Annotated in this window: 19 protein-coding genes; 2 read left to right on the top strand and 17 right to left on the bottom strand. The window is 46.6% G+C overall.

From position 1 onward, the window contains the following. Window positions 1-272 precede the first annotated feature (272 nt). The 4 genes from B2W60_RS03170 to B2W60_RS03155 form a co-directional block, all read right to left on the bottom strand. Window positions 273-1,526, bottom strand: a complete 1,254-nt coding sequence (locus tag B2W60_RS03170; protein WP_292361817.1) for an ammonium transporter — start codon at window positions 1,524-1,526, stop codon at window positions 273-275. A 9-nt stretch (window positions 1,527-1,535) separates the two neighbouring features. Then, window positions 1,536-1,874 (bottom strand): P-II family nitrogen regulator, encoded by a 339-nt coding sequence (locus tag B2W60_RS03165; RefSeq protein WP_292361816.1) that lies wholly within the window; start codon window positions 1,872-1,874, stop codon window positions 1,536-1,538. A gap of 228 nt (window positions 1,875-2,102) precedes the next feature. Further along, window positions 2,103-3,275, bottom strand: coding sequence for a trans-sulfuration enzyme family protein (locus B2W60_RS03160; RefSeq protein WP_292361815.1), 1,173 nt, complete (start codon window positions 3,273-3,275; stop codon window positions 2,103-2,105). Between the two features lie 206 nt (window positions 3,276-3,481). After that, entirely contained in the window at window positions 3,482-4,849 is a 1,368-nt protein-coding gene (locus B2W60_RS03155) for an ammonium transporter (protein WP_292361814.1), read from the bottom strand. Window positions 4,850-5,254: 405 nt separating this feature from the next. Between B2W60_RS03155 and B2W60_RS03150 the strand changes: the two genes are divergently transcribed. Beyond that, window positions 5,255-5,596, top strand: a complete 342-nt coding sequence (locus tag B2W60_RS03150) for a cupin domain-containing protein (RefSeq protein ID WP_292361813.1) — start codon at window positions 5,255-5,257, stop codon at window positions 5,594-5,596. A gap of 148 nt (window positions 5,597-5,744) precedes the next feature. Here the strand turns inward: B2W60_RS03150 and narL are convergent, their stop codons facing one another. Both narL and B2W60_RS03140 read right to left on the bottom strand, forming a co-directional pair. After that, window positions 5,745-6,392, bottom strand: coding sequence for a two-component system response regulator NarL (gene narL, locus B2W60_RS03145; protein ID WP_292361812.1), 648 nt, complete (start codon window positions 6,390-6,392; stop codon window positions 5,745-5,747). A gap of 19 nt (window positions 6,393-6,411) precedes the next feature. After that, on the bottom strand, window positions 6,412-8,142 hold the full coding sequence (locus B2W60_RS03140) for a histidine kinase (RefSeq protein ID WP_292361811.1): 1,731 nt from the start codon (window positions 8,140-8,142) through the stop codon (window positions 6,412-6,414). A 131-nt stretch (window positions 8,143-8,273) separates the two neighbouring features. Between B2W60_RS03140 and B2W60_RS03135 the strand changes: the two genes are divergently transcribed. Beyond that, window positions 8,274-9,668: a PAS domain-containing protein gene (locus B2W60_RS03135; protein WP_292361810.1), complete on the top strand. Its 1,395-nt coding sequence runs from the start codon at window positions 8,274-8,276 to the stop codon at window positions 9,666-9,668. 70 nt (window positions 9,669-9,738) lie between these two features. Here B2W60_RS03135 and B2W60_RS03130 read toward each other — a convergent pair whose 3' ends face one another. From B2W60_RS03130 to B2W60_RS03080, 11 genes are all read right to left on the bottom strand, one after another. Beyond that, on the bottom strand, window positions 9,739-10,452 hold the full coding sequence (locus B2W60_RS03130) for a TorF family putative porin (protein ID WP_292361809.1): 714 nt from the start codon (window positions 10,450-10,452) through the stop codon (window positions 9,739-9,741). Between the two features lie 191 nt (window positions 10,453-10,643). Beyond that, the gene (locus B2W60_RS03125; RefSeq protein WP_292361808.1) at window positions 10,644-11,687 is read right to left on the bottom strand and encodes a heme-dependent oxidative N-demethylase family protein; all 1,044 of its coding nucleotides are present in this window, start codon (window positions 11,685-11,687) and stop codon (window positions 10,644-10,646) included. A gap of 9 nt (window positions 11,688-11,696) precedes the next feature. Beyond that, window positions 11,697-12,650: a PDR/VanB family oxidoreductase gene (locus B2W60_RS03120; RefSeq protein WP_292361807.1), complete on the bottom strand. Its 954-nt coding sequence runs from the start codon at window positions 12,648-12,650 to the stop codon at window positions 11,697-11,699. Further along, a complete protein-coding gene (locus B2W60_RS03115; RefSeq protein ID WP_292361806.1) occupies window positions 12,647-13,249 on the bottom strand; it encodes a dimethylamine monooxygenase subunit DmmA family protein in 603 nt (200 codons plus the stop codon). Before B2W60_RS03115 ends, B2W60_RS03120 begins: the two co-directional genes overlap by 4 nt. 60 nt (window positions 13,250-13,309) lie before the next feature. Beyond that, window positions 13,310-14,428 (bottom strand): aminomethyltransferase family protein, encoded by a 1,119-nt coding sequence (locus B2W60_RS03110; RefSeq protein ID WP_292361805.1) that lies wholly within the window; start codon window positions 14,426-14,428, stop codon window positions 13,310-13,312. A 155-nt stretch (window positions 14,429-14,583) separates the two neighbouring features. Further along, a complete protein-coding gene (gene ribH, locus B2W60_RS03105) occupies window positions 14,584-15,078 on the bottom strand; it encodes a 6,7-dimethyl-8-ribityllumazine synthase (RefSeq protein WP_292361804.1) in 495 nt (164 codons plus the stop codon). A gap of 116 nt (window positions 15,079-15,194) precedes the next feature. After that, entirely contained in the window at window positions 15,195-16,154 is a 960-nt protein-coding gene (locus B2W60_RS03100; protein WP_292361803.1) for an electron transfer flavoprotein subunit alpha/FixB family protein, read from the bottom strand. Between the two features lie 2 nt (window positions 16,155-16,156). Beyond that, complete coding sequence (locus tag B2W60_RS03095) at window positions 16,157-16,951, bottom strand: electron transfer flavoprotein subunit beta/FixA family protein (RefSeq protein WP_292361802.1); 795 nt, start codon at window positions 16,949-16,951, stop codon at window positions 16,157-16,159. A gap of 47 nt (window positions 16,952-16,998) precedes the next feature. Further along, a complete protein-coding gene (locus B2W60_RS03090; protein ID WP_292363621.1) occupies window positions 16,999-18,387 on the bottom strand; it encodes a HEAT repeat domain-containing protein in 1,389 nt (462 codons plus the stop codon). After that, window positions 18,371-20,506 carry a heterodisulfide reductase-related iron-sulfur binding cluster gene (locus B2W60_RS03085; RefSeq protein ID WP_292361800.1) on the bottom strand — a complete coding sequence of 712 codons (2,136 nt, stop codon included), beginning with the start codon at window positions 20,504-20,506 and terminating at the stop codon, window positions 18,371-18,373. The genes B2W60_RS03090 and B2W60_RS03085 overlap by 17 nt, the downstream gene beginning before the upstream one ends. A 90-nt stretch (window positions 20,507-20,596) precedes the next feature. Beyond that, on the bottom strand, window positions 20,597-22,849 hold the full coding sequence (locus B2W60_RS03080; protein WP_292361799.1) for an FAD-dependent oxidoreductase: 2,253 nt from the start codon (window positions 22,847-22,849) through the stop codon (window positions 20,597-20,599). Between the last annotated feature and the right edge of the window lie 58 nt (window positions 22,850-22,907).

Below are 22,907 nucleotides of genomic sequence, written 5' to 3'. Positions count from 1 at the left end.
ACCATCCTGAGCAGGATGCCACACACACCCCAAACTCAACCGTTTGATAAATACCGGCATTCAGGGGGCAGTATCTGAAAGATTCATATTTTTTAAACTGCCAATTGCCACGTCAGAGGATGTCGTTTTCTATGGCATGGTGAAAGACTATTTTTCCAAAAGTTATTGAACTTCAGTCGTTTAAAACATTATCAACATAGATAATTCTTAATAACAAAAAAACGCCGGCATTATGAAGCCGGCGTTTTGGTTGAATAATGAAACTACTTTGTTTATTTATCAGAAGTAAATTCCGGATAAGCGGACATACCACATTCGCTGATATCCATACCTTCCATTTCCTCCTCTTCATCAACACGTAGCTTGGCGAATTTATTGATAATCGACAAGACGATAAAGGAAGCGATAAACATCCAGGCAAAGGTCACCACGGTACCGATCAGCTGACCGGCAAATGTGGCATCCGGGTTGCTGAGCATGACCGCAAAGATCCCCCAGATGCCCGCAGTACCATGGACTGAGATAGCCCCGACGGGATCATCAAGCTGCATTTTATCCATTAATACAACGGAGAATACCAGCACGATACCGCCGACTGCACCGACAATCAGTGCCAGGCCAGGGCTTGGCATTAATGGTTCGGCAGTGATTGACACTAACCCGGCCAATGCACCACTGATGGTCATCGTTAAGTCGGTTTTACCAAACAGGAATCGTGCCAGTAACGAAGCGGCAACCATACCTGCTGCTGCAGCCATATTTGTGTTCACAAAGATTTTAGCGACAGCATTGGCTTCTTCGATGTTGGCGATTTTTAACTCTGAACCGCCATTGAAACCGAACCAGCCAAACCAGAGGATAAACATACCCAATGTCGCCATGGGTAAGTTGGCACCAGGAATGGCATGAACTTCACCGTTTTTGCCATATTTGCCTTTACGCGGCCCAATGATAATCACGGCTGCCAACGCGGCGGCGGCACCGGCCATATGTACAACAACTGAACCAGCAAAATCCTGGAAGCCCAGTTGATCGAGGAAGCCGCCACCCCATTTCCAGTAACCTTCTACCGGATAAATGAAGCCAACCATAAATACAGCAAATACCAGGAACGGCCATAAACGCATACGTTCAGCGACCGCACCCGAAACAATCGACATGGTTGCTGCAGCAAAAACCGCCTGGAAGATAAAATCCGCCATTGCTGAGTAATAAGGCGCACCTTCACCACCCGCTAATACCGATTCTGTTGAATTATCTTCACCCAGGAAGAAATCAATGCCCGGAATCCATGAATTGACCGGATCCGCTGGATACATAATGTTGTAACCAACAATGAAATACACCAGACAGGCGATACTATATAAAAGTACGTTTTTATTAAGGATTTCGACCGTATTTTTACTACGAACCAACCCCGATTCCAACATGGCAAAACCGGCTGCCATTAACATAACGATCGCTGTACACATCAGGAAATAGAATGTGTCCAGCGCATAACTCACTTCAATTGCAAGAGTATCCATTCTGTTCTCCTAAATAGCGGCTTCGCCGGTTTCACCCGTTCTGATTCGAACGGCTGACTCCAGCGATGAAACGAAAATTTTGCCATCCCCGACTTTTCCGGATTTGGCACTGGCAGAGATGGCCTCAATGGCTTTAGCCACATCCTCATCCCCTACCACTAATTCAAGTTTGATTTTTGGTTGAAAATTGACCGTGTATTCAGCTCCCCGATACATCTCGCTATGACCTTTTTGTCGCCCATAGCCTTTGACTTCGGTTACGGTAAGACCTGATATACCAATATCCTGAATGGCCCCCCTCACCAACTCGAGAGCATGCGGGCGAATAATCGCCGTTATCATCTTCATTTCTCGCTCCTGTTAATTAAAATTAAATTTAATTTACCCCGGCGAAACAATGAAAAATCCATGCCACGTATTTTTTCACTTTAAAGTCATACAGTTAGGTTTGTAACTTGGGTAGTGAGCGTTTTTATGCCCCAATTTGATGCAGAAAAGCGTTAAAAACGCACTGGCAACGTGCGCATTAACGCAAAATAGGCTTTCTTACTTTTTGAATGTGCGCTGATTCGTTCACTAACAAAGGCTGAACGCCTGATCCAAATCGTCGATTAAATCCTTCACATCTTCCAAACCGACAGATAACCGAACCAGACTGCCGTCAACATGAGCCTGTTTAAGTGTTTCTGCTGACAACCCATGATGCGAAGTGTAAATCGGCTGCGTTGCAAGGCTTTCTACCCCGCCAAGACTGGGGGCAATGGCAAATACTTTAAGCAGATCGATAAAACGCTCCGCCATTGCGGCATCACCATCAATGTAAAAACTGACCATGCCACCAAAGCCAGACATTTGCTGGCTGACAAAACTATGTTGCGGATGTGAGGCCAATCCGGGATAACAGGTTTTACGGACTTTTGGATGTGTATCCAGATAGTCGGCAATTAACTGAGCATTAAGATTGTGACGCTCTACTCTCAATGCCAATGTGAGCAAACTGCGAGACAGTTTATGGGCCACTTCGGTCGCAATGGTCTGCCCCAGATTTTTACGCCATTCATTGATAGCCTCCAGCTCCAAACGACGCCCTGACAGTACACCAGCCGTTAAGTCACTGTGACCACCAAGATATTTAGTGGCACTTTGCACAGTAAAGTCAGCACCTAGCCTGATCGGAGACTGATTAACAGGTGTCGCAAAGGTATTGTCGACCGCCAGCAACGCACCATTTGCATGAGCCAACTTAACTAATTTACTGATATTTTGCAGAATCAAGGTGGGGTTGCTTGGTGTTTCAATAAATACCAGTGCAGGTTGATGTGTTTTCAATGCTGTTTCTATTGCATTCAAATCGGTTTGCTGCAATAAGGCTGTTTTGAGACCCAACGCCGGCAATTGCTTATCTAAAAGCTGCCGGGTTCCACCATACACATCTCCCAGGCAAAGGATACCCTGCCTGGCAAAATGCATAAACAATGCAGAAATTGCGGCCATACCTGAAGAAAATGCCAGACTAGCTTCAGCCTGATCCAGCTGAGCAAGTTTATCTTCCAATGCAATGATAGTTGGATTCATGCCATAGCGAGTGTAGAAAGCACCCGGTGTTTTTCCCTCAATAACATCCCGCATGGCCTGCGTACTCTCAAATGCAAACAAACTGGTGTCATATAAAGGCGGTTGAGGCGATCCCTGGTTATTATGGTTGGTATCACTATGTATGCAATGCGTCATCGTCAGCTTTGATTTCATAAGCTCGGTATCCTGAAAGTATGATGGCTATCATCCACCATCAACATATTAAAAAACAAAACAAAAAAACCGGCCTAAGCCGGTTTTTTTTTAACGCTCTGTGAATATGGTCACCCCAGCCACAGTCCCGATGCAAATTTGTTACATTCACTTTCGGGACTGTGAGCAAGGCAAGTTCACGCTATTTCACGTTCAACGTACCTGAATCAAGGTTTGTTGTCAGTCACAGGATCGACATCCGGCTCGATGTCCCAGTAGACTTTGTCCAGACCTTCAGCCTGTGCATCATCTGATACATCCATGCCAATAGTATGTTTCAGAATAAACGACATCACCAAGGCTGTGACAATACCAAAACCAAGACTCACCACAATGCCAACCACCTGCATCAATACGCCAATTTCACCATGCTGGAAAGCATAGATGCCCTCTTCAATACCGAGGTAACCACCGCGCGGTACGCCTATGTGCAGCAGCCCCGTCATGATTAGACCATAAGAGCCTACACCGGCAAACAACGGCAGTAACTTATGTTCATCAATATTACGTTTTTGCATGAACTCATAAATCAAATACGCTACAACCGGCGCACCCAGTGCTACCAAAAACATCTGCCAGGGCACATAAACGTCAAAGCCTGATGCGCCAGCAACGTAACCGGCCAATGGGCCAAGCAGCAGATAACTGAATTTACGGGTTGAATAGGCCAGAATAGCTCCCATCAGAGCACCACCTGCCCACGCTGCTCCATAGTTGTTAAAGGCAATACCCACGCTGGTATCGGCCATTGTCACACTGACTGCCAATGCTTCAGGATCAAAGAAAAACAGACAGGACAAAATAACCATCGGCAGACCGGCAAAAATGGTCATCACACCGACTGTCAGCAGACCGAGGTTTGGTGGACGATATTCAGAGACGTTTGGATGCGCCGTGAACATGCCCGGACGAGGTCTCAGCTTACGCACAAACACCATTGCCATGCCGGCCGGGAACAGATAAACAAAGCCCACCCCAAAGAAATCATGGAAGCCCATATTGGTCAGTGGACCAACTGATCCCCAAGTCAACCAGCTCAGGATGGATGAAACAATGGTAGCAACAAAAGCAGTAATGTAATAAGCCGATGCTTTCATCCGTTCTGATACTGCAAAATGTAGCAACACATTAACAATACCGGCAAAACAAGCGAGGAAGAAAATAAAGATCTGGAAGTTATTCAAACCCGGAAAAACTGCCGGATCCACATTTTGCGCCATTGCATTTGATAGAGCCCCACCAGCCCACCAGTCTTTCATGGTATCAACCAGTGTGTAACCTTCCATGATGTAATATTGCGATGCCCAAAAAGCGAAACCAATCAGAAAGTAGGCAGTAAAACCGATAAAAAAACCGACCATCTTTTCTATCGTGGCGTTAAAGATATTACGTCTTCGAACTCCTCCCACATCAATCAGCATTAAGCCAATCACAACAAAAATAGCCCCGACTGTACCCGAAGCATAAACCAGGTTTTGCACAAGCATTCCCAAACTGACCTGCTCAGCAAACAAATTTGCGACTTCTGTTTCCATAAAAAGTATCCCTTATTATATTTTTAGCTGCGGATGGGAATTCAACCGCAGGGAACCGAATCTATGCCCCGGCCAAAGGTGTGTCTATTGCTCATTTTAATTACCACTTAGGGGGTAACAACCCTTGATATGGCTTATTTTTTAGGAATTAGCGATTATCTGGGGGATCTGGATGGCTGAATTTTTTTATAAAAAACGCGTATTTTCTTCGCAAACAAAATCTGCGTAGATGATTTTGATATTCTGCGGATCTGATAATGCTTGATTAAAGCAAGAACCACCGTTACAACAACAGCCAAGTTATTGTTTATAAAAGACTACACAAACTGAGTACTACTTCAGAAGGATTGTTCCTAATCCAGTGACGTTATTTAATCGGTGCGTCACTAACGAAGGAGACATTTTATGAAATTTCAAAAACAGGCTGTAAAAGATCCACAACCAACGATGGGTATTGATGGTATCAATGCCACATTGGGTGACAGCATCGTTTCGGACAGCAAGGACAAAACACTTTGTGCAGGCTTTTTTCACCTGAACAAAACGGATAAACCTCTTGTTTACACCTACGATTACGAAGAAATGAAGTATGTCGCTGAAGGCGAATTTTTCATTACAGATGAATCCGGTCAGAAAGTACATGCTACCGTCGGTGACGTGCTGTTTTTTGGCAACGGTGAAACCATTACCTTTGAAACACCAACTCGTGGTGTCGGTTTCTTTGTAGGTCAGCGTAAAGCGTTGTAATTTAACAGGGTCTGTTGATCTTTCAGAACATCCAGCAATGGTCGATATGAAGGATTAACGGACTCAGTTTCCCGGAAAACTCTCCGGGTCATGTCCAGTGATTGCTGCCGGCAAACCTGATGAAGGTTTGTCGGCAGCAATTTATGCGTTATAGCTTGCCGTCCTGTTGATGCTTCCAGACGACCGCCTCCAATCTTGAAGTCAGATTAAGCTTACGCAGGATGTTTTTGATATGCACTTTTACGGTGGTATCTCGAATATCCAGCTTGCGGGCAATCGTCTTATTGTTCATTCCCTCTGCCAGACATTCCAGAATTTCGTTTTCACGTACCGTCAGATTCACATCGTCAGCATTCACTTTATGATGCGGTTCGATGAGCGCATTCTTTAAAATTTCGGTCATGCTGTCCTGCAGCACAGTGACACCGACAGCCGCTTTAAGCAGATTGCTGCGCAAATCTTCCGGCTCCATATCCTTTAGCAAATAGCCATCAGCCCCGATACGTAATGCCTCAAGCAAATGCTCTTCTGCATCCGATACCGTCAGTACCACATAATGGGCATCCAAATCTGTCGCTTTGAAACGTCGTAATGTCTCCAGACCATTCATGCCTTTCATATTGAGGTCCAGCAAAACCAGATCCGGTTTAACGTCCAGCGCCAGATCCAGCCCTTCCTGTCCGGAAGCCGCTTCACCGACAATTTCAAAACTCGGATCATCCGAAATAATCTGCCCTACCCCCTTGCGAAATAAAGGGTGGTCATCAATCAGCAGTACTCTTATTTTCTCAGTCATTTTTTTCTCTCTTTAATAATTATTGTACTGATTTTGGTGTAAACACCAGCCGAACACGGGTGCCTCCATGGCGCTTGGCCATAACTTCTATATTGCCTCCCAGGCTGTTGGCACGTTCCTTCATGATGATCTGACCATGATGATCATAAGTGTTTGTCTTCGCAGTAAAACCTATACCGTCATCCTCAATGGTTAATACAACATTCCCATTCTGACGCAATTCCAGAAATATCGACACATTCTTGGCTTTCGAGTGCCGCACAATATTGGATAGCGCTTCGCGAAGCACGTGCAGCATATGAAATTCTTCATTGACCGTCAGGCGGCAATTGACGAGCCGATAGTCAAGATTGATGTTGATATTGGAACGCTGCGAAAATTCATCAATTGTGGTTTGTATAGCGTAGCCCAGACCACGTAAATCCATATGCACGCGGAAAGTGGTGAGCAATTCACGTAATTCACGATAGGCCGAATCAAGTCCCTGCCGGAGCTCACCCAGCATTTCTGCGCTTTTTACCTTATCATCGCCAGCAGACTGCAATCGGGCCAGTTGGATTTTCATAAAGGATAAAGACTGTGCCAGAGAGTCATGCAGCTCACGGGCAATCGCTGCACGTTCTTCCAGCACCGCAAGTCGACGCCCTTCTTCGTCATGACTATGAAATTTGGTCGCCATTGTCAGTAGTTTGGCGGTAATTTCCAGCACCTGAATTTCGGTATTTTCAAGAAACCGGTCTTTTTCAGTTTCGATCAACAAGATGCCTAATGCTGAAGCGGGGCCACTGAATGTCACGCCAACACAGCGAATTTCCTCTCCTTCCTGGTTCTGTGCCATGTAACTGGACATGCCGTTACGGTGAAGTTCATCGAATCTTTGGTTGTCCAGTTTCGGCGGTGGATGATGCGAAAAAATGATCTGTTCGCTGGTAATCACCGCCGCATCATCTGTATAAATAATCGCAACATTGCTGAAGTTCATCGCCCGCTCAAGTGAATAAAGCACTTTAAGCAACGTTTTTTCACTCAGAATCTCATGGCTGGTAATCTCGATGAAATTAAGAATGAACTCATGCGAGCGTAATAGAATAAGCAATTTTTCATTGGTTCGTTCAGCCCAGGCAACCTGTGATGCATAACCTTCTATCTTGGCTGTCATTTCAAAAATACGCTGCTCAAGGCGAGTAAACTCATCTGAATTCGGTTCATGCTTTTGCGCCGGGAACTTCAGCATCAGGAAGGTCTGCAACCTGTCCATGCGCTCAACCAGGAAACTTTTAGCCCCCAGCATAATGGCAATGATGCAACTGTAGAGAAACAAAAGGCTGATCACATTTAGCAAAGCGATCACCGAAATTTTGATTTCACTGTCCCGATGTAACGCAGCAGCCAGATTTTTATAGGAAAGTAATACATTCTCAGCCAGTCTTAGCTGAGTCGCCATGCGGATGTTAATTTTCGCCACACCATCAAAGTTTTTCTGAGCCTGTTTGACCTCGTCCAGTGCGGCTTTTAACGCATCATTTTTCTGATTCAGCATCCATGCAACGGATTCATGCTCGACATCCAGGTAATTTTTTTTCATTTGAACCAATGTTTTCTGCGCATCAGCAGGACGCAGATTGTTCAAATAAAATAAATGTTTATCCCAATAAATCTTATGTTCATTTACTTTCTCAATTGCACGTTGACTGGACAGCATATAATCCAATAAAAAAAGTGTTCCCGCCTGAATTAAAAGTGTTGTCATCGCAATACATAAAAGCAACGTAATCAGCTTGGAAAAAACAGCTCTTTGGCGTATGCTTTTAAAAATATATTTCAGGTCAAATTTCTTCAAAATCGGGCTTCCCGAAAAAGCTGTTCTCAAGGGTCGGAACAATGGGTCTCATCATATTTACCATGATCATGTTAAGCATGATCACAGCCATCGTATTTGGTACCTGGTGGGACAGTACAGCCCCATTCAAAATACATTTTGCCGTGGCAGCGGCAATATTTGCAGCATTATTTTCCGTTGTCATCACCATTGCCTTTTACCCACGTAGTCAACGGAAATTGATGCTGGCTGGCAATCAGACAGCCGACAGGAATATCGGTTGGGCCAATGATGTGGCAAAGCGACTGTCAACACCCTCTGCCGTCATTGATGGTTTTAATATCATTTTTGCCAATAATGCTTTCCTGCGTGAGTTGGGAATGAATGGCATGCGTGAATTGATCACAAATATGCCGCTCACAAATATCGTGCATCCGAGCAATCATGCGGCACTGACAAATTTCATGAGACATATGAAAAAAAGCGATGAACCGCATCAGACACTGACGCTCCGTATGCTTTATGTTGATGGCACCACCATACCTGTTCACATTTCATTGTCACCACTCAACTCACAAGGTGATTCGAACCTCAATTTGCTACAGTTTTCATCCATTACACAATCACAAAATGAGTCAGAATTAAAATCAGAAAAATTTAATTTCCCGAGTCTTTTAAATAATATCAGACAAATCATTTTTATAAACAATGTTGATCAGGAAATTATATATGCGAATACCGCATGGGAAATTCTTACTGACTTTAGTATTTCAGAATCAATAAACAAACCCTTTTTAAGTTTTATTCACCCTGAAGATATTTTGCTGGTTGAATCAAGAATGAATTCACTTATTCAGGGTAAACGTCAATATTTTCAAATCGAATGTCGCGTCATCACCAAAAACGGTTCATTTCGGTGGATTGAAATCCGTGCTTCACGCAGTTCAAACTTCAAGGGTGAACGTTCCAGTGTGATTGGCACACTGACCGACATCACCCAGCTCAAACAACTTGAAGCCTCCCAGAAACATAATCGTCATTCACCAGTTGATATGATTATGACCAATATTCCAAGCATGATTTACCGCTGTAAGAATGATCGTGACTGGACGTTTGAATTTGTCAGTGACAGTTGTCTTGAAGTCACTGAATATCAGCCTTATGAGCTGATAAATTCGAATAATGTGACCTATATGCAATTGATTCACCCTGAGGATCAGTCACGTTGCTGGGAACATGTACAGGAACAAATAGCCAAACAGCGCAAATTCCAGATGATTTACCGTATCTGTACCCGCACCAATAAGTCCCGCTGGGTTATGGAACAAGGCGAAGGTATCTTTTCCGCCAGTGGTGAGTTGCTTGCACTCGAAGGTGTCGTTATCGATCTAAGCAACGATAACCTATCGCAACTGGAGTTTGGCTTACGAGACATGCTGGAAAATCAGTCCAGATAAAATAAAAGCACCCCTGAAGGGGTGCTTTATCATGAAACATAAATCAATCATGATACAAACCATGAATGATTTAGAAAGATTTTGAAACACTGAAAGTAAAGATATTGTCGACCAAATCTTTATCACCAGCGAAGTCTTCACCGTCACTGTCAGTGTCAGTCCATGTTACTGCGAAGTCCAGGTCAAACATGGTTTTAGATACACCGATCAGGTAATCGGTGTAGCTTTCACCGAGATCGCTATCCAAATCCTGATAACCAATATGTGCCATCAAAGTGATGTCGTATGGCAGGCCATATTCAAAACCAAGGTTGTAGTATGTACCGTCTTCATCCAGATTCAGGAAGTTACTGGAGTGTGCAATACCGAAACTGAAATAGCTGTAGCTTAAGCTACCGTAGATTTCATTAAAGTCAGCACCGCCACCTGTACCAGGATAATAGTAACGAATCGCACCGATATCATAGCCGATACCAGTTTCGCCAATTTCATTGGCAAAACCACCGTAAAGGTTGAACTCTGAACTAAAATCAGCATCATCAAAATCTACATTTGATGCCCAGGTACCGACATACAATCCAGAGGCATGGCCGTAATCAATCCCGCCTTGAATGGTCGGGTTGTTATCGGTTTGTGAAATACCACGGAAAACGTAATCACTACCTAATAAGACATTGGCTGTTACTGAATGTGCACCGTCTTCGCTTTCCCATGCCATAGCTGTATTTGCTACTAACATGGATGAGGCAGCCAAGCAGAGTGCTGATATTTTTTTTAATTGCATTATATTGCTCCTGAACGGTTAGTTGTCGTTGTTATAGTGACCCACATCATCAAAACAATTAAAAATCAAATTGAAGTGGATAACCTTTTATCTGCAGCTGATCAGCGCTGCCCTGGTTGTGTGTCTTTTTTTGATGCGCTTTGTATATTTTTCTGTCTGAAAATATTTATCAGCGCACATTGAAACTCGCTTTATTCCGGCTGCGTACCCAATGACAGCTCGGCACCGTCTTCTAATGGTTCAAGCCAGTCGATGACCGTTTGTCGATAAAGATCCAGACCCTTGTATTCAGAAAGATCCGGATGCAGATTGGTGAGCACCCGACGTAGCCGTTTTGCCCATTTTGGATAGGTGACCAACTCATCCAGGCTAATCAGATAACCACGTACACTGAAAGCAATGGCATTACTGCGTGGCAGACGGAATAGCGCCTGCAGCTCAACCCGAAGATGTACTTTTTCGCCGACGTTCTCCGGCGTCACTGAAGCATTATCAGGTCCCCATAAAGGAAATTCTTCGGGAGAAGTATCCAGACGCGGATTGACCGTCATGGTCCAGTTCAGCCGACGTACCGGACTGCCATATTGCAGATGCAGCAAATATTTCAGTGCCCGGTCAAAAATGCCGATTTCATTTGCCTGCGGAACCGGACCATGCCATTCTTTGAACGACATACCGGCATCAAAGGCAATTGACCAGTCAGCCTGACTGGTGACCATCCCCATATCAGCAAATAAATCGTCATCACGATGATCCATGATGATCCAGTCACCCTGAACCTGGCGTGAGATATATTCAAACGGCTCCATCGGTAAGGTACTGGTATCACCAAAAGTAAATGTCTGATCAATTTCCAGTGGCTTGTTCACCCAGTGCCACTGATCACCGTTCTTGGTCAGCTCAAACCATTGCGGGTAATCCGCTGACAGTGATTCCATAATCAGTTCGACCATGTCCCACTGAGCATCCATCATGTGCGGCAAGGCAATATAACGCGTCGAGTCGCGTTCAAGAGTCAGGCGTCGATCCTCACATTCGGCAATGTAATGCTCATCAATATCGATGGCATGTTCAAAAACCGATCCGGGATTGGTTGAAACATGCTGCTCAATATTGACGCTGTACATGTATTCATCCTCGGCAAACGGAAACGGAAAACGCCGTATTGCCTCAGGTGAATTACGGAAAGTGTAATCATCCCGAAAAGTTTCTTTTTTAAAGGCTGGAGTATTCATAAGACGTCCTCAGATATTGAGTAATAATTTCTGACAGCGGGCCCTGGATACGCAGGGCATGATTTTGTTGCCAGACGCTTTTTCCGCATCAGACAGATAATGATCGTTGTGCATCAGTGCGCCATCGCACTCCAGAACTTCTACTTCACAGCGACCACACGCACCGCCACGGCAGAGAAAATCGGGTTCCAGGCCAGCCTCTTCCATGGCTTCGAGCATGCTCATATCACCCGGCACTTCAATTTCCATATTGGACTTGGCCAGCTGTACCATGAATGATTCACCGATAGGTGGTGCCAGGAACTGCTCACTGTGCACATGCGTTTTTGGCCAGCCCAAATCTTTGGCCGTCAGTAATAACGCATTGACCATCGGCTCCGGCCCACACACATAGATATGGGTACCCAGAGGCTGGTTGGAAAGAAGGTTCTGAAAATTAATCCGCTGGCCTTCACTCTCAATGTGCAGATGCAGACGATCGCCACACATCTGCTTTAATTGTTCGACAAAAGCACCATGTTCTGCTGAGCGGAAGGCGTAATGCATTTCGTAGTCATCACCCAGTCGATTCAAATCAGCGATTTGTGACATGAATGGTGTAATGCCAATCCCTCCGGCAACCAGGATGTGTTTTTTGCCCAATTTGGACAAGCTGAACAGATTGACTGGATAAGTTATCTGTAACTCGGAACCGACCTTGACACCGTCATGCATAAACACCGAACCACCGCGTGACTTCTCCTGTCGCCGAACCGAAATATGGTAACTGTCGGTATTTTCCGGTGATCCCATCAACGAATAAGGATTCCGATGAATACGCCCATTAATATTCATCGACACCACCACATGACTGCCACCGGAAAACCGTGGTAATGGCCGACCATTTTCTTCGACTAACGTGAAATGCTTCACCACATCGGTGACCTGTTCGATTTCGGCCACTCTTACGTTCAGGATACTCATGGATAAACCTCTTCAATCTGTGGAATGTTGCCCGGTTCTTCCGCATCGACCATCACCCCCATATAGGCACCAAGTCGCCGGGAAAAATGGTCACGGACAAACAGATGTCGACCACAATTGCTACATGGGAAGACGTTGTGATGAACATCACGGGTAATCGTTTTGCAGTGAACGCAATACACCGGTCTTGCCAGCGTGCCGCACAACTCTTTCTGCACATCAACATCCTGAACACCTGCCGCACGTGTTTTCTGCAATACTTGCCACATAAAGGCCTCACTACCAGCCACATAAAAGTGGGTTCCCATCGTGCAGTCTTTCAGCCGCTGTTCCAGATTATTCAGCAAGCTCTCTTCTGAATCACATAATTCAAGTTCTTCAGGCACTATTTGCTGAAGAATGTCTGAATAGTTTTTATTTGCCGTGGCTAAATCTGTGTACAGCACCTGAATGGGATCTTTGGGGTACATCTGCTGAAACAGTTTAAGCACGGCAATACCACCCTCACCCCCGGCAATCACCAGATGTGCCACCGCCGGGGTTTGCCACACCAGCGAATCGTAAAGTGGTTTGCTTCTAATCCAGTAACCTCTTTGCATAAAGATTTCCTCATTAATTCTGACAGAGCGAGGCCGGATCCCTGGCCACCGCCGTGCAGACTATTTACTTAGTTGTTCCGGATGAGTACGCAGGCGCATCGGATCATAGAAAGGCATTTTGGCCACATACGCTTTGACCGGCTGGTTGTCTTCCACCACGAGTTGCGTACCGAGTGCCAGATAATCCGGATGCAGATGCACCAGTGCCAGGGATTGCATCAGGTAATTGCTAAAACTGGCGCTGGTCACCACACCAACATCCTTACCGTTGTGGGTAATACGAGAGCCTGGTTCAACGGCTTCAGCGCTCCGACAGATAATGCCGGCCTGTTTGAAACGTTCTTTGCCTTTGGAGGCCAGGACAGCCGCTTTGCCGATATAATCGCCAGGCTTGTCCAGATCGACACCCCAGCCCATATTGACTTCCCAGGGAGTGGTATCACCTTCAGGCATTTCATAAGGGAAAAACAGCAGACCGGCTTCAACACGGGTCAGGTCAAGCGAATCCCAGGAGGCGGCAATCGCGCCAAATGGCTTGCCTTTATCAAGAATCATGTCCCAGAGATGAATGGCGTCATCCGCACTGCAATAAACTTCATAGCCACGCTCACCTGAGTAACCACCACGCGCAATTTTGATATCACAGCCAAATAGCTTCGCATCAACATGTCGGAAATATGGCAGCGTTTCTAAATCAAAATCCAGATGGGGATTCAGTATTTCCAGTGATTTAGGGCCCTGAAGCGACAGAATATGCACATCCAGATCGGGAGCTATCTGGACATTTTTACCCTGAGCGATCTTTTCCAGTTGCTGCGGTGTGGCACCACTGCCATGAGACAGACGGTATTTGTTTGGCGCATCACAAATCACCATAATGTCATCACATAACGCACCGGTCTCATCCACTTCCGCGGCCAATCTGGAAAACCCCGGTTGCATGGTGGTGACATCAATCGTCACCAGTTGATCCAATACCACAGTTGCATCAGGACCACTGACATTCAGAATATTCAAAGCCGATACGTCATACAGGCCTGCGCGTGTACGTACCGCAATCACTTCTTCGTCCGGATTGGATTTATAGCTCCAGGGAATCGGCATATTGTTCCAGGTATCCCCATCCAGTAAGGAACCAAGTTCCTTATGACGCACATTTAGGATTGAATTTCTAAGCATTATGATCTCCGCAGTCATTAAAATTTATGGCTAAACCAAACCATAGCCCAGCAGGCAATACTCTAAAATTCCCAAGATGGCGTACTCCCTATGGAGTAAATACCCTTCAGCTGAACGTATTCAGCAAAGGTCTAAAAAGGTTTGGGAAATTTGGATCAGGCAGACATGGATTTTGGAAGCTGGTGAATTCGTTGCTGAATTTGAATCATTTCCAGTACAACCTGGGCAGCCTCTTTGCCTTTAATACGGGCACGGCTGACCGCTTGTTCTTCGTTTTCAGTCGTCAAAATAGCATTGGCGATGGGGATACGAAAATGCTGTTGGATCTCGGTAATGGCACGAGCTGACTCGTTGCAAACCACTTCAAAATGATAGGTTTCGCCCCGAATAACGCAGCCCAATGCGATTAAACCGTCAAAACCACCACTTTCAGACAGCTCAGATAATATCAATGAGATTTCCAGTGCTCCCGGCACGGTAAATAACACAATGTCATTGCTGGCTACCGCCGCACGATTCAATTCATCAATACAACCACTGACCAACGCACTGCCTATCGATGGGTTAAAGCGTGACTGTACAATACCGATCCGCAGACCTTTGCCATTCAGACCCGCTTTCGTTGCTGACACTTTTAGATCATCTGTCATGCCGCTTTTCCTTCATGTAGGTCGCGAAACCAACGGGGATGTCTGCCAAGGCAGACACTGCCAGTTATCCCCGCCAGCCCGCGATTTAACTAAGTCTAATTGTGAATTAGCCCAGCCTATTCAAAATGGCTGCGCAACTCTTCTTCGATTTCAAAAATATCACCGACGATGCCGTATTTTGCGATAGTGAAAATAGAAGCACCCGGATCACTGTTCACCGCAACAATAGTCGGCACATGTTTCATACCTGCCATATGCTGAATCGACCCGGAAATGCCCATCGCAACATACAATTTGCAGGATCCGACGACCTTGCCTGACTGACCGACCTGACGGGATTTTGGCAACCAGCCGGAATCCGCTATGGGGCGAGAACAGCACAAGGTGGCATCCGCCATTTCAGCCAGCTCGCGGAACTGTTCCACATTGGCTTCTTCAGCAATACCCCGGCCTATCGACATAATGAAATCAACCGTTGTGATATCAATGTCATCAGCGCCACCGGCTTCAACAAACTCCAGGTTGGTACTGCGTGACCCGATACTGGTCATATCCTCAACAGAAACCGTTGGCGAAGCACTTTCCTCCGTCGCTTTGAATACGCTTGGACGAATGGTTAACAACACACACTGCTTTCCGGGGAAATCAAGTTCCACATTGACCTTCTGGTCATATCCGGAGCGTGTGGCCACCAGTTCATCGCCATCGTATTGCAGGCCGTATACATCGGTAGCAAATCCATAATTACCCTTGCGAGCCAGAGTAGCCGCGTAGCCGAGTGAATCCACACTATGAGGCAAAAGAACAACCTCCGGATCCAGTTTTTCCATCAGCGAAGTCACAACAGATTCAAAGATATCCGGATCAAACTCGACGCTGCCCGTCTTGACGCTGATGATTTCATCAACCCCGGCCACCGACAGATCCGCGACATAGTTTTCAGCCTGTTCACCAATCACTGCCACAACGACCTTGTCATCAGCCTGACGCAGTTCCTGCGCAGCCGCAATAACTTCCAGTGAGATAGGTCGCAGTTCGCCACGACGGTGTTCAGCAATTAATAAGAATGTTTTCATGGTTATTCCCCTTTGAACTCACGAATAATTTCAGCCAGTTTGGCGGCCTGTTCGGCAGGTGTGCCTTCGATCATCGAGGCCATACCTTTTTCAGGAATATACATACGACGAACACGTGACAAAGCAGCATCCACACCGACATCGCTGTCACTTAACCCTAGGTCAGCCAGACTGATTTCATCAACCGGTTTGGCTGCCGCCTGCTTGATACCGCGCAATGAGGCATAACGTGGTGTATTAATACCCAGTTGAATGGTCAGCACGGATGGACAATCAATTTCCACTATCTGTGACAGCCCACCCTCAAGTTCACGGGTGATTTTGGCTTTGTTGCTGCCAGGCTGATATTCAAGTCCTGCCACAACGGCGGCATGTGGCCAGTTCAGGCTGGCAGCCAGGGAAATACCGGTTGAACCGGCTGCATCATCGGATGACTGCACACCGGCAAATACCATATCCGGCTTTTCTTTCTCGACGACCGCTGACAGGATGCGACCAATCGTGACTGAATCAGAACCTTCCATGGCATCATCCCAAACCCGGATGGCACGATCGGCCCCTTTAGCCAGGCATTTTCTCAGAATGTCATCGACCCTTTCCGGGCCAACGGATACCACAACCACTTCGACTTCGGTGTCAGATGATTCTTTGATAACCATCGCTTCTTCAAGTGAAAAATCATCCCACTCGTTGAGGTCGTAAAGCAGAAAGTCCTCATCGACATCAAGCTCATCATCACGAATTTCGAAGTCTTCATCTAATGCAGCGACTTCTTTAACTGCAACCAGTATTTTCATCAGATTTCTCTCCTAGTTGACTGTATAAAACAGCATTTCTAAAGCAGCTAAAGCTGCAAATATTTCTGTGCAAACCATTTAAAAACCATGAATCGAACAGATAGATCAGGATCGTCATGCAGGCTCCAGCGGTCGTTATCATTCAACGCGGGGTTGGAGACCAGCAGCAGGCGATGTAAGTAATATGGGTCTTCAAGCAACGGCAGAAGAGTGTCGCGTTCAGCCTGTGGATTGATAATCACGCCACGCCGAATATCGGTTTGTTGGGAGCCGGACAATCTGATTAAAATGGCTTGCGGGGTGTTCGGGTTACTTGCCACACCGCTCAACACATCCACATCACTTTCTTCAGATAGCGTGCTGAGTACATCTGCTGGCGTATTCTTCTGATAAGCTACGCCTGCCCTGACCCAGACACTGCTGTCTTCAGCTAGTTGTCTGAGAATGTCGACAGGTGTCTGCGGATTTCTTGTCACGGCACGGCGAACTTCATCATTCTGGTCCGAAGCCAATTGATTGAGCAGCAAATCAGGCAACTTCGGATGACGGGCTACCCACTGTCTGACCCAATGGTCATCATCATCAACCAGTCGTTGCAGATTTTCAGCCGTCAGGTCCGTTCGACTGGCCAGAGTACGACGCACACTATTGGAGCTGTTTTGGATCATCTGATTGGCCAGTTCAGCACCTAATGATGGGTTGCCAGCCAGAGTACGAAGCACACTGACATCATCATGTTGAGCCAGAACAGCCAGTTTTTCCGAGTCTAACCTTGGGTTCGCTGCCAGGTGACGTAAAATGGTTGTATCCGTCTCATTAAATGCTGAATCCAACAAATGCTCAGGACAGCGTATATGTGAGACCACGGCAGATCGGATAAAGCAGTTGCCACGCTGGTACAGCGTTTCAAGCAACTCCGTCGGCGTTTCTGCATGAACCGCCAGTTCATTATCAAACATGCCGGGATAATGCTTTTCCAGGCACATCAGTGTATTGGCATCGGTATTTGGATGTGCAGCAATGGATTTGAGGATCGGTATATCATCCTCGCTCATTGCCAGACGATTCAATAATGTCGATGAGCTATGTGCATGCTGCGTCAACAGACAGAGCAACTGCCGGTCGTGACCACTGTTTTTGTAAATCGTGTTCAGCGTACCGGCGCGACTGGCAGGATTCTTATCCAGTCTTAATCTGACGGTTTCATCATCAATCTCTGCCAGCATTTGCAGGACTGCCGCGGGTGTATGCTCCCAACGGGCCAGCAGCAATGTATTACGCCGTTCCTCACAGAGTAAATCGCGTAACTGTTTTTTCTTCTCGCCCTGAGCCAGTTCATACACGGCCGCCGCGCTATGCAGATCACCACTGTTTATCACACAGTCAATCAGTGCATCGGCACTATTCGGCAGGCTGATATCAGGCGGAAACAACATCGGCATCGATGACCTCTGCTTCATCAAACTCGACGCATTCGTTGACCAGTTCAATCAGTTCTTTCACCACAAACTTGCCTTCATATCCTGCTGTTTTCAGTGCATCTTCAAACATGGTCAGATCTTTCGGACATGACACGATAAACACATCAAGCTCTTCAATTTCTGCGGCTTCACGCATGCGGTTCTCTGACGGCTTTTCAATGCCGACCGGATCCGGAATCCAGATACGACCACCACCCGCACCACAGCAGAAGGAGTTGTCACGATTACGGTCCATCTCGATCAACTCACAGCCAAGCAGTTTGATCAGTTCACGTGGTGCGTCATAGCCTTTGTTGTAACGGCCAAGATGACATGGGTCATGGAAGGTGACGCGGTAATCCAGTTTTTTACTGAGTTTGAGTTTGCCCTGTTCAAATAGCTGTTTGAGCAATGTGGTGTAATGCTGAATCTCAAATTCACCACCAAAATCCGGGTACTCATTACGAATCGTGTTGAATGAGTGTGGATCGGTGGTCACAATCGAGTTGAAATCGCATTTTTCCAGAGTACTGATATTGGCATTGGCCAGGAACTCATAGAGTCCTTCTTCACCGACCCGGCGCACATCATTACCAGCATTCATTTCAGCCTCATATAGCAAGCCAAAATCAACTCCCGCCTGCTTCATTAACCTGGCAAAAGAACGGGTCACCACCTGGTTACGCGGATCAAAAGACGCGTAGTCACCGACAAACCACATCACATCAACCGGTTCTTTACGGGCATCTTTAATAGTGAACGGCAATTCCTTGGTCCAGCGTGGACGTTTACGTTTCGATTCATTCATCGAGTTGCCGTTTTTGTGGATTGACTGCATGGTTTTCTGCAGTATGGGTTCCATATTTCCCTCATCCACCAGCTTACGACGCATTTGCACAATAATTGGCACATGCTCAACCGCAACCGGACAGATTTCCACACAGGCAAGACAGGTTCTGCAGGACCACAGCGTTTCCATAAACACCTGTCCCACATCCTTGCCATGCACATCCAGCTCTGCTTTTTCAGGCAGTTCCTTGGATTGCAATGATTTATTGGCAAACTCACGCAGAGACAGAATCACATCCCGTGGTGATAACGGTGCACCAACCGCATTGGCCGGACAGGCTTCGTGACAACGGCCACATTTGGTACAGGCATCCAGATTAAGTAACTGTTTCCAGGTAAGATCTGTAATGGTTTTGATACCAATATCTTCCTGATCTTCGGGAACACTCGGCAAACGCTTACCGGCCATCGGATCACGGAACATCAGCGAGCCTGAAGCGGTAAAGATATGTTTGACCTTGGTATAAGGAATCAGCGCGATAAAGGCCAAAGCCAATACACCGTGAAACCACCACAATCCCAGGCGGAAATTGCCTGCAGCTTCTGCGCCCATGCCCAGCCCCATCATCATATGCGCCATCAGCGCACCGATGGGTGACCACCAGCGATAATCCCAGACTGTCGCGGTATCACTTAACCAGACCAGTCGTGCCGCTTCCAGTAAAAAGCCGGTAAAACCAATGAGGATAAGCGCCCATAAAAAAGCCCAGTCTTCACGGCGGTAGCCGCTACGATCATAATCCGGATCGCCGGGTTCACGATCCGGACGGGCATAGTCAAGCTTGGGCAGCTTTAACCATTTTCTGCGATACATCATATAAATCAGGCCGGCAATCAGGCCAACACCAGCCAGATCCAGAATCAATGAAAACCACAGATAGAAGTCGCCATACCAGAACGTGATCCCAAACAGGGGTTCCAGAATGTCGTATTCGAGGGTAATCGTGGCTGTGCCGATAAACAGCAGCACAAAGCCGAAAAATATCAGTGCATGTGCCCGACCCGCTGACTTATCACGTCGTTTCAGGGTGCGATGCGTTGCCATGGTCTTGAACATATCTGCAAAGCGTGCAAAAAACTCACCCCAGGAAGCATCAGGCTTACCGCGGCGATACTTGCGAATCTGCACATAAACACCGTAAAGGAATATACCGATAGCGGTATAGCCAATTACGTAGAAAAGATAAATTGACCAGTTTGAAAAGTCTTCAAACAGAATACGTGTAATTTCATGTGCTTCATTCATGACACACCTACTTTCCTGGGAAATACATAGTGGTTGAGCAAGCGGAATGTGTGCTGCCAACATGGACAGCACACAACCGGTTCCTGCTATTTAGATCTTGTACTCAATTTCATGGTTACCACCCGGCATATGCGGTGTGCCCCAGGCAATTGTTTCGCGCTTGTATGGCAATGGGAATTGAGGATTTTCAGACTCAATCTCACGAGCAACACGATGACCGGTAAAGGTGGCATCTGCGATATATCGTGGTGCTTCAGCATCACCAATCAGATACACGCCTTTGATATCGTTCTCCGCCCATTCACTTTCACGCGCTTTGAGTTCCTGATAAAGCTTGTTATCAGATTTACGACCCGTGACCAGTACCAGAGAATCAAACTCAAGCCAGCGATGTGTTTTGTTCTCATCACGTGGCAATTTACCCGGTCCACGGTAGCTGCGACGGGAACCATCACCCCACATGTTGTAAATTTCCAGACGGCCCGGTTCAATGCGGCTGCAGAAATGATTACCGATTTCTTCGATATGCAGTTCATGCAGACGACGCATCATATTTGGATATTCCAGAGTGAATTCCATATATTTCGCCAGATGCACACCGGACACGATGGTGACCTCATGACCGTCATTGACCAGTTTTTCAGCCAGACTTGGTGCCATGAAATAACTATCCGCATTCAGAATAACGACACGCTTGCCGATTTTCTTTTCACCCGACATGACCTGTTCAGGGGTTAACTGATCCGGTAAAGAGGCATCTGCGCCCGGTATGGCTTCATGGGTCAGGCAGTTATCACCATTGGTATGCCATTTGGCACCGGTGGCAATAATCACTTTTTCTGCACCATATTCCAGTACGTCATCAGCCGTCAGTGCTTTTTGCCCCAACGCCAACACACTGTTTTTGTTTTTCTTGACCAGTTTCTGCAGCTGGGTTTCACGATAATCACGGTGATATCCCCACTCGCCCAGCCCCGGTAACGACGCAATCTGATTCAGATGACCACCGACTTTTTCAGCCGTATCGTATACGTGAACTACATAGCCTTGTTCCATCAGTACGCGTGCCGCTTCAGCACCTGAAGGACCCGCGCCAACAACCAATACTGAATCAGAGGAAGTGGCTTTCTTGAATTTTTCCGGATGCCAGCCGCGACGATACTCTTCACCTGCTGTGGCATTCTGCGTACAGATCATTGGCGGGCCACCGATTTCCCAACGGGAAATACACACATTACAGCCGATACAAACACGGATATCGTCGTAACGGCCTTCTTCAATTTTCTTCGGCAGGAACGGATCAGAGATAGACGGACGTGCCGCACCAATAATATCGGCATAGCCTTTGGTGACGATCTCAGTCATTTTTTCCGGATCGGTAAAGCGGCCTACACCCAGTACTGGTTTTTTGGAAACTTCTTTAACGAATTTGGTCCAGGGAACCTGGTGGCCCTGCTGATAGAACCGTGATGGACCGGCATCTTCGCCCCATTCAGCGATATCACCGACATCCACATCCCATAAGTCCACCAGCGGATCAGCCATCTGAATGAACTTCATACCATCTTCTTCAACTTCGATTTGTCCCGGCCCATACAGGGTATCCACGGCAAAACGAGTCGCAATGGCACAATCACTGCCAACGGCATTACGTACTTTTTCTAATGTTTCAAGCCAAAAACGTGCCCGGTTTTCTAATGAACCACCATATTGGTCAGTTCTTTTATTGTAATAAGGATTTAAAAATTGCAGTGGTAAGTAAGAGTGCGCACCATAGACATAAATAATGTCAAAACCGGCATCGCGTGAGCGATAAGCTGCATCTACATAGTATTGCTGGACCCGTTGAATGTCGCTCAGATCCATTTCTTTACAATAGCTCAGGGTTTCAAATTCTGATGCTATCTGGCTCGGGCCCATTGGGGTTGCCCGGCTTTCCAGACAAGGGGCATGCGCACCGCCGTACCAGAGTTCGACACCAGCCAGAGCGCCATGTTTATGGACTTCATCCGTCATGGCTTTCAGATTGCGTACATCGCCTTCATCCCAGATACGGGCTGACAAACGCATGGTGTCGTCAGATTCAGGATGGATAGAGCAATATTCTGTATTCATCGCCGCCCAGCCACCTTCAGCTTTCAATGAACGATGGGCGGCCTGGAAGCCGGGTTTATCTGAACCAGCACCGATACAGTGTGGTACTTGATAAAAACGGTTTCGAAGTGTTTTAGGACCGATCTGAATCGGTTCAAATAAGATATCGTGCTTGGGATCGCGTGCCATATCATGTTCTCCATTATTGTGAGTTCGGGCAAGCTTATTTTCAGCCTTGCCAGAGGCCACAACAATTCTCCTGATGTGTTACCACCTAGGAAGTATGAGAACTTTGAGCGAAGTAGTT

This window comes from Methylophaga sp. UBA2496 (genome assembly GCF_002341635.1).
GTDB lineage: Bacteria > Pseudomonadota > Gammaproteobacteria > Nitrosococcales > Methylophagaceae > Methylophaga.
This window is presented reverse-complemented; position numbering and strand designations above follow the sequence as displayed.

Coding starts and splice junctions, on each gene's coding strand:
- B2W60_RS03170 (WP_292361817.1), bottom strand. CDS start 1,526: ATGGATACTCTTGCAATTGAAGTGAGTTATGCGCTGGACACATTCTAT.
- B2W60_RS03165 (WP_292361816.1), bottom strand. CDS start 1,874: ATGAAGATGATAACGGCGATTATTCGCCCGCATGCTCTCGAGTTGGTG.
- B2W60_RS03160 (WP_292361815.1), bottom strand. CDS start 3,275: ATGAAATCAAAGCTGACGATGACGCATTGCATACATAGTGATACCAAC.
- B2W60_RS03155 (WP_292361814.1), bottom strand. CDS start 4,849: ATGGAAACAGAAGTCGCAAATTTGTTTGCTGAGCAGGTCAGTTTGGGA.
- B2W60_RS03150 (WP_292361813.1), top strand. CDS start 5,255: ATGAAATTTCAAAAACAGGCTGTAAAAGATCCACAACCAACGATGGGT.
- narL (WP_292361812.1), bottom strand. CDS start 6,392: ATGACTGAGAAAATAAGAGTACTGCTGATTGATGACCACCCTTTATTT.
- B2W60_RS03140 (WP_292361811.1), bottom strand. CDS start 8,142: ATGACAACACTTTTAATTCAGGCGGGAACACTTTTTTTATTGGATTAT.
- B2W60_RS03135 (WP_292361810.1), top strand. CDS start 8,274: ATGGGTCTCATCATATTTACCATGATCATGTTAAGCATGATCACAGCC.
- B2W60_RS03130 (WP_292361809.1), bottom strand. CDS start 10,452: ATGCAATTAAAAAAAATATCAGCACTCTGCTTGGCTGCCTCATCCATG.
- B2W60_RS03125 (WP_292361808.1), bottom strand. CDS start 11,687: ATGAATACTCCAGCCTTTAAAAAAGAAACTTTTCGGGATGATTACACT.
- B2W60_RS03120 (WP_292361807.1), bottom strand. CDS start 12,650: ATGAGTATCCTGAACGTAAGAGTGGCCGAAATCGAACAGGTCACCGAT.
- B2W60_RS03115 (WP_292361806.1), bottom strand. CDS start 13,249: ATGCAAAGAGGTTACTGGATTAGAAGCAAACCACTTTACGATTCGCTG.
- B2W60_RS03110 (WP_292361805.1), bottom strand. CDS start 14,428: ATGCTTAGAAATTCAATCCTAAATGTGCGTCATAAGGAACTTGGTTCC.
- ribH (WP_292361804.1), bottom strand. CDS start 15,078: ATGACAGATGATCTAAAAGTGTCAGCAACGAAAGCGGGTCTGAATGGC.
- B2W60_RS03100 (WP_292361803.1), bottom strand. CDS start 16,154: ATGAAAACATTCTTATTAATTGCTGAACACCGTCGTGGCGAACTGCGA.
- B2W60_RS03095 (WP_292361802.1), bottom strand. CDS start 16,951: ATGAAAATACTGGTTGCAGTTAAAGAAGTCGCTGCATTAGATGAAGAC.
- B2W60_RS03090 (WP_292363621.1), bottom strand. CDS start 18,387: ATGTTGTTTCCGCCTGATATCAGCCTGCCGAATAGTGCCGATGCACTG.
- B2W60_RS03085 (WP_292361800.1), bottom strand. CDS start 20,506: ATGAATGAAGCACATGAAATTACACGTATTCTGTTTGAAGACTTTTCA.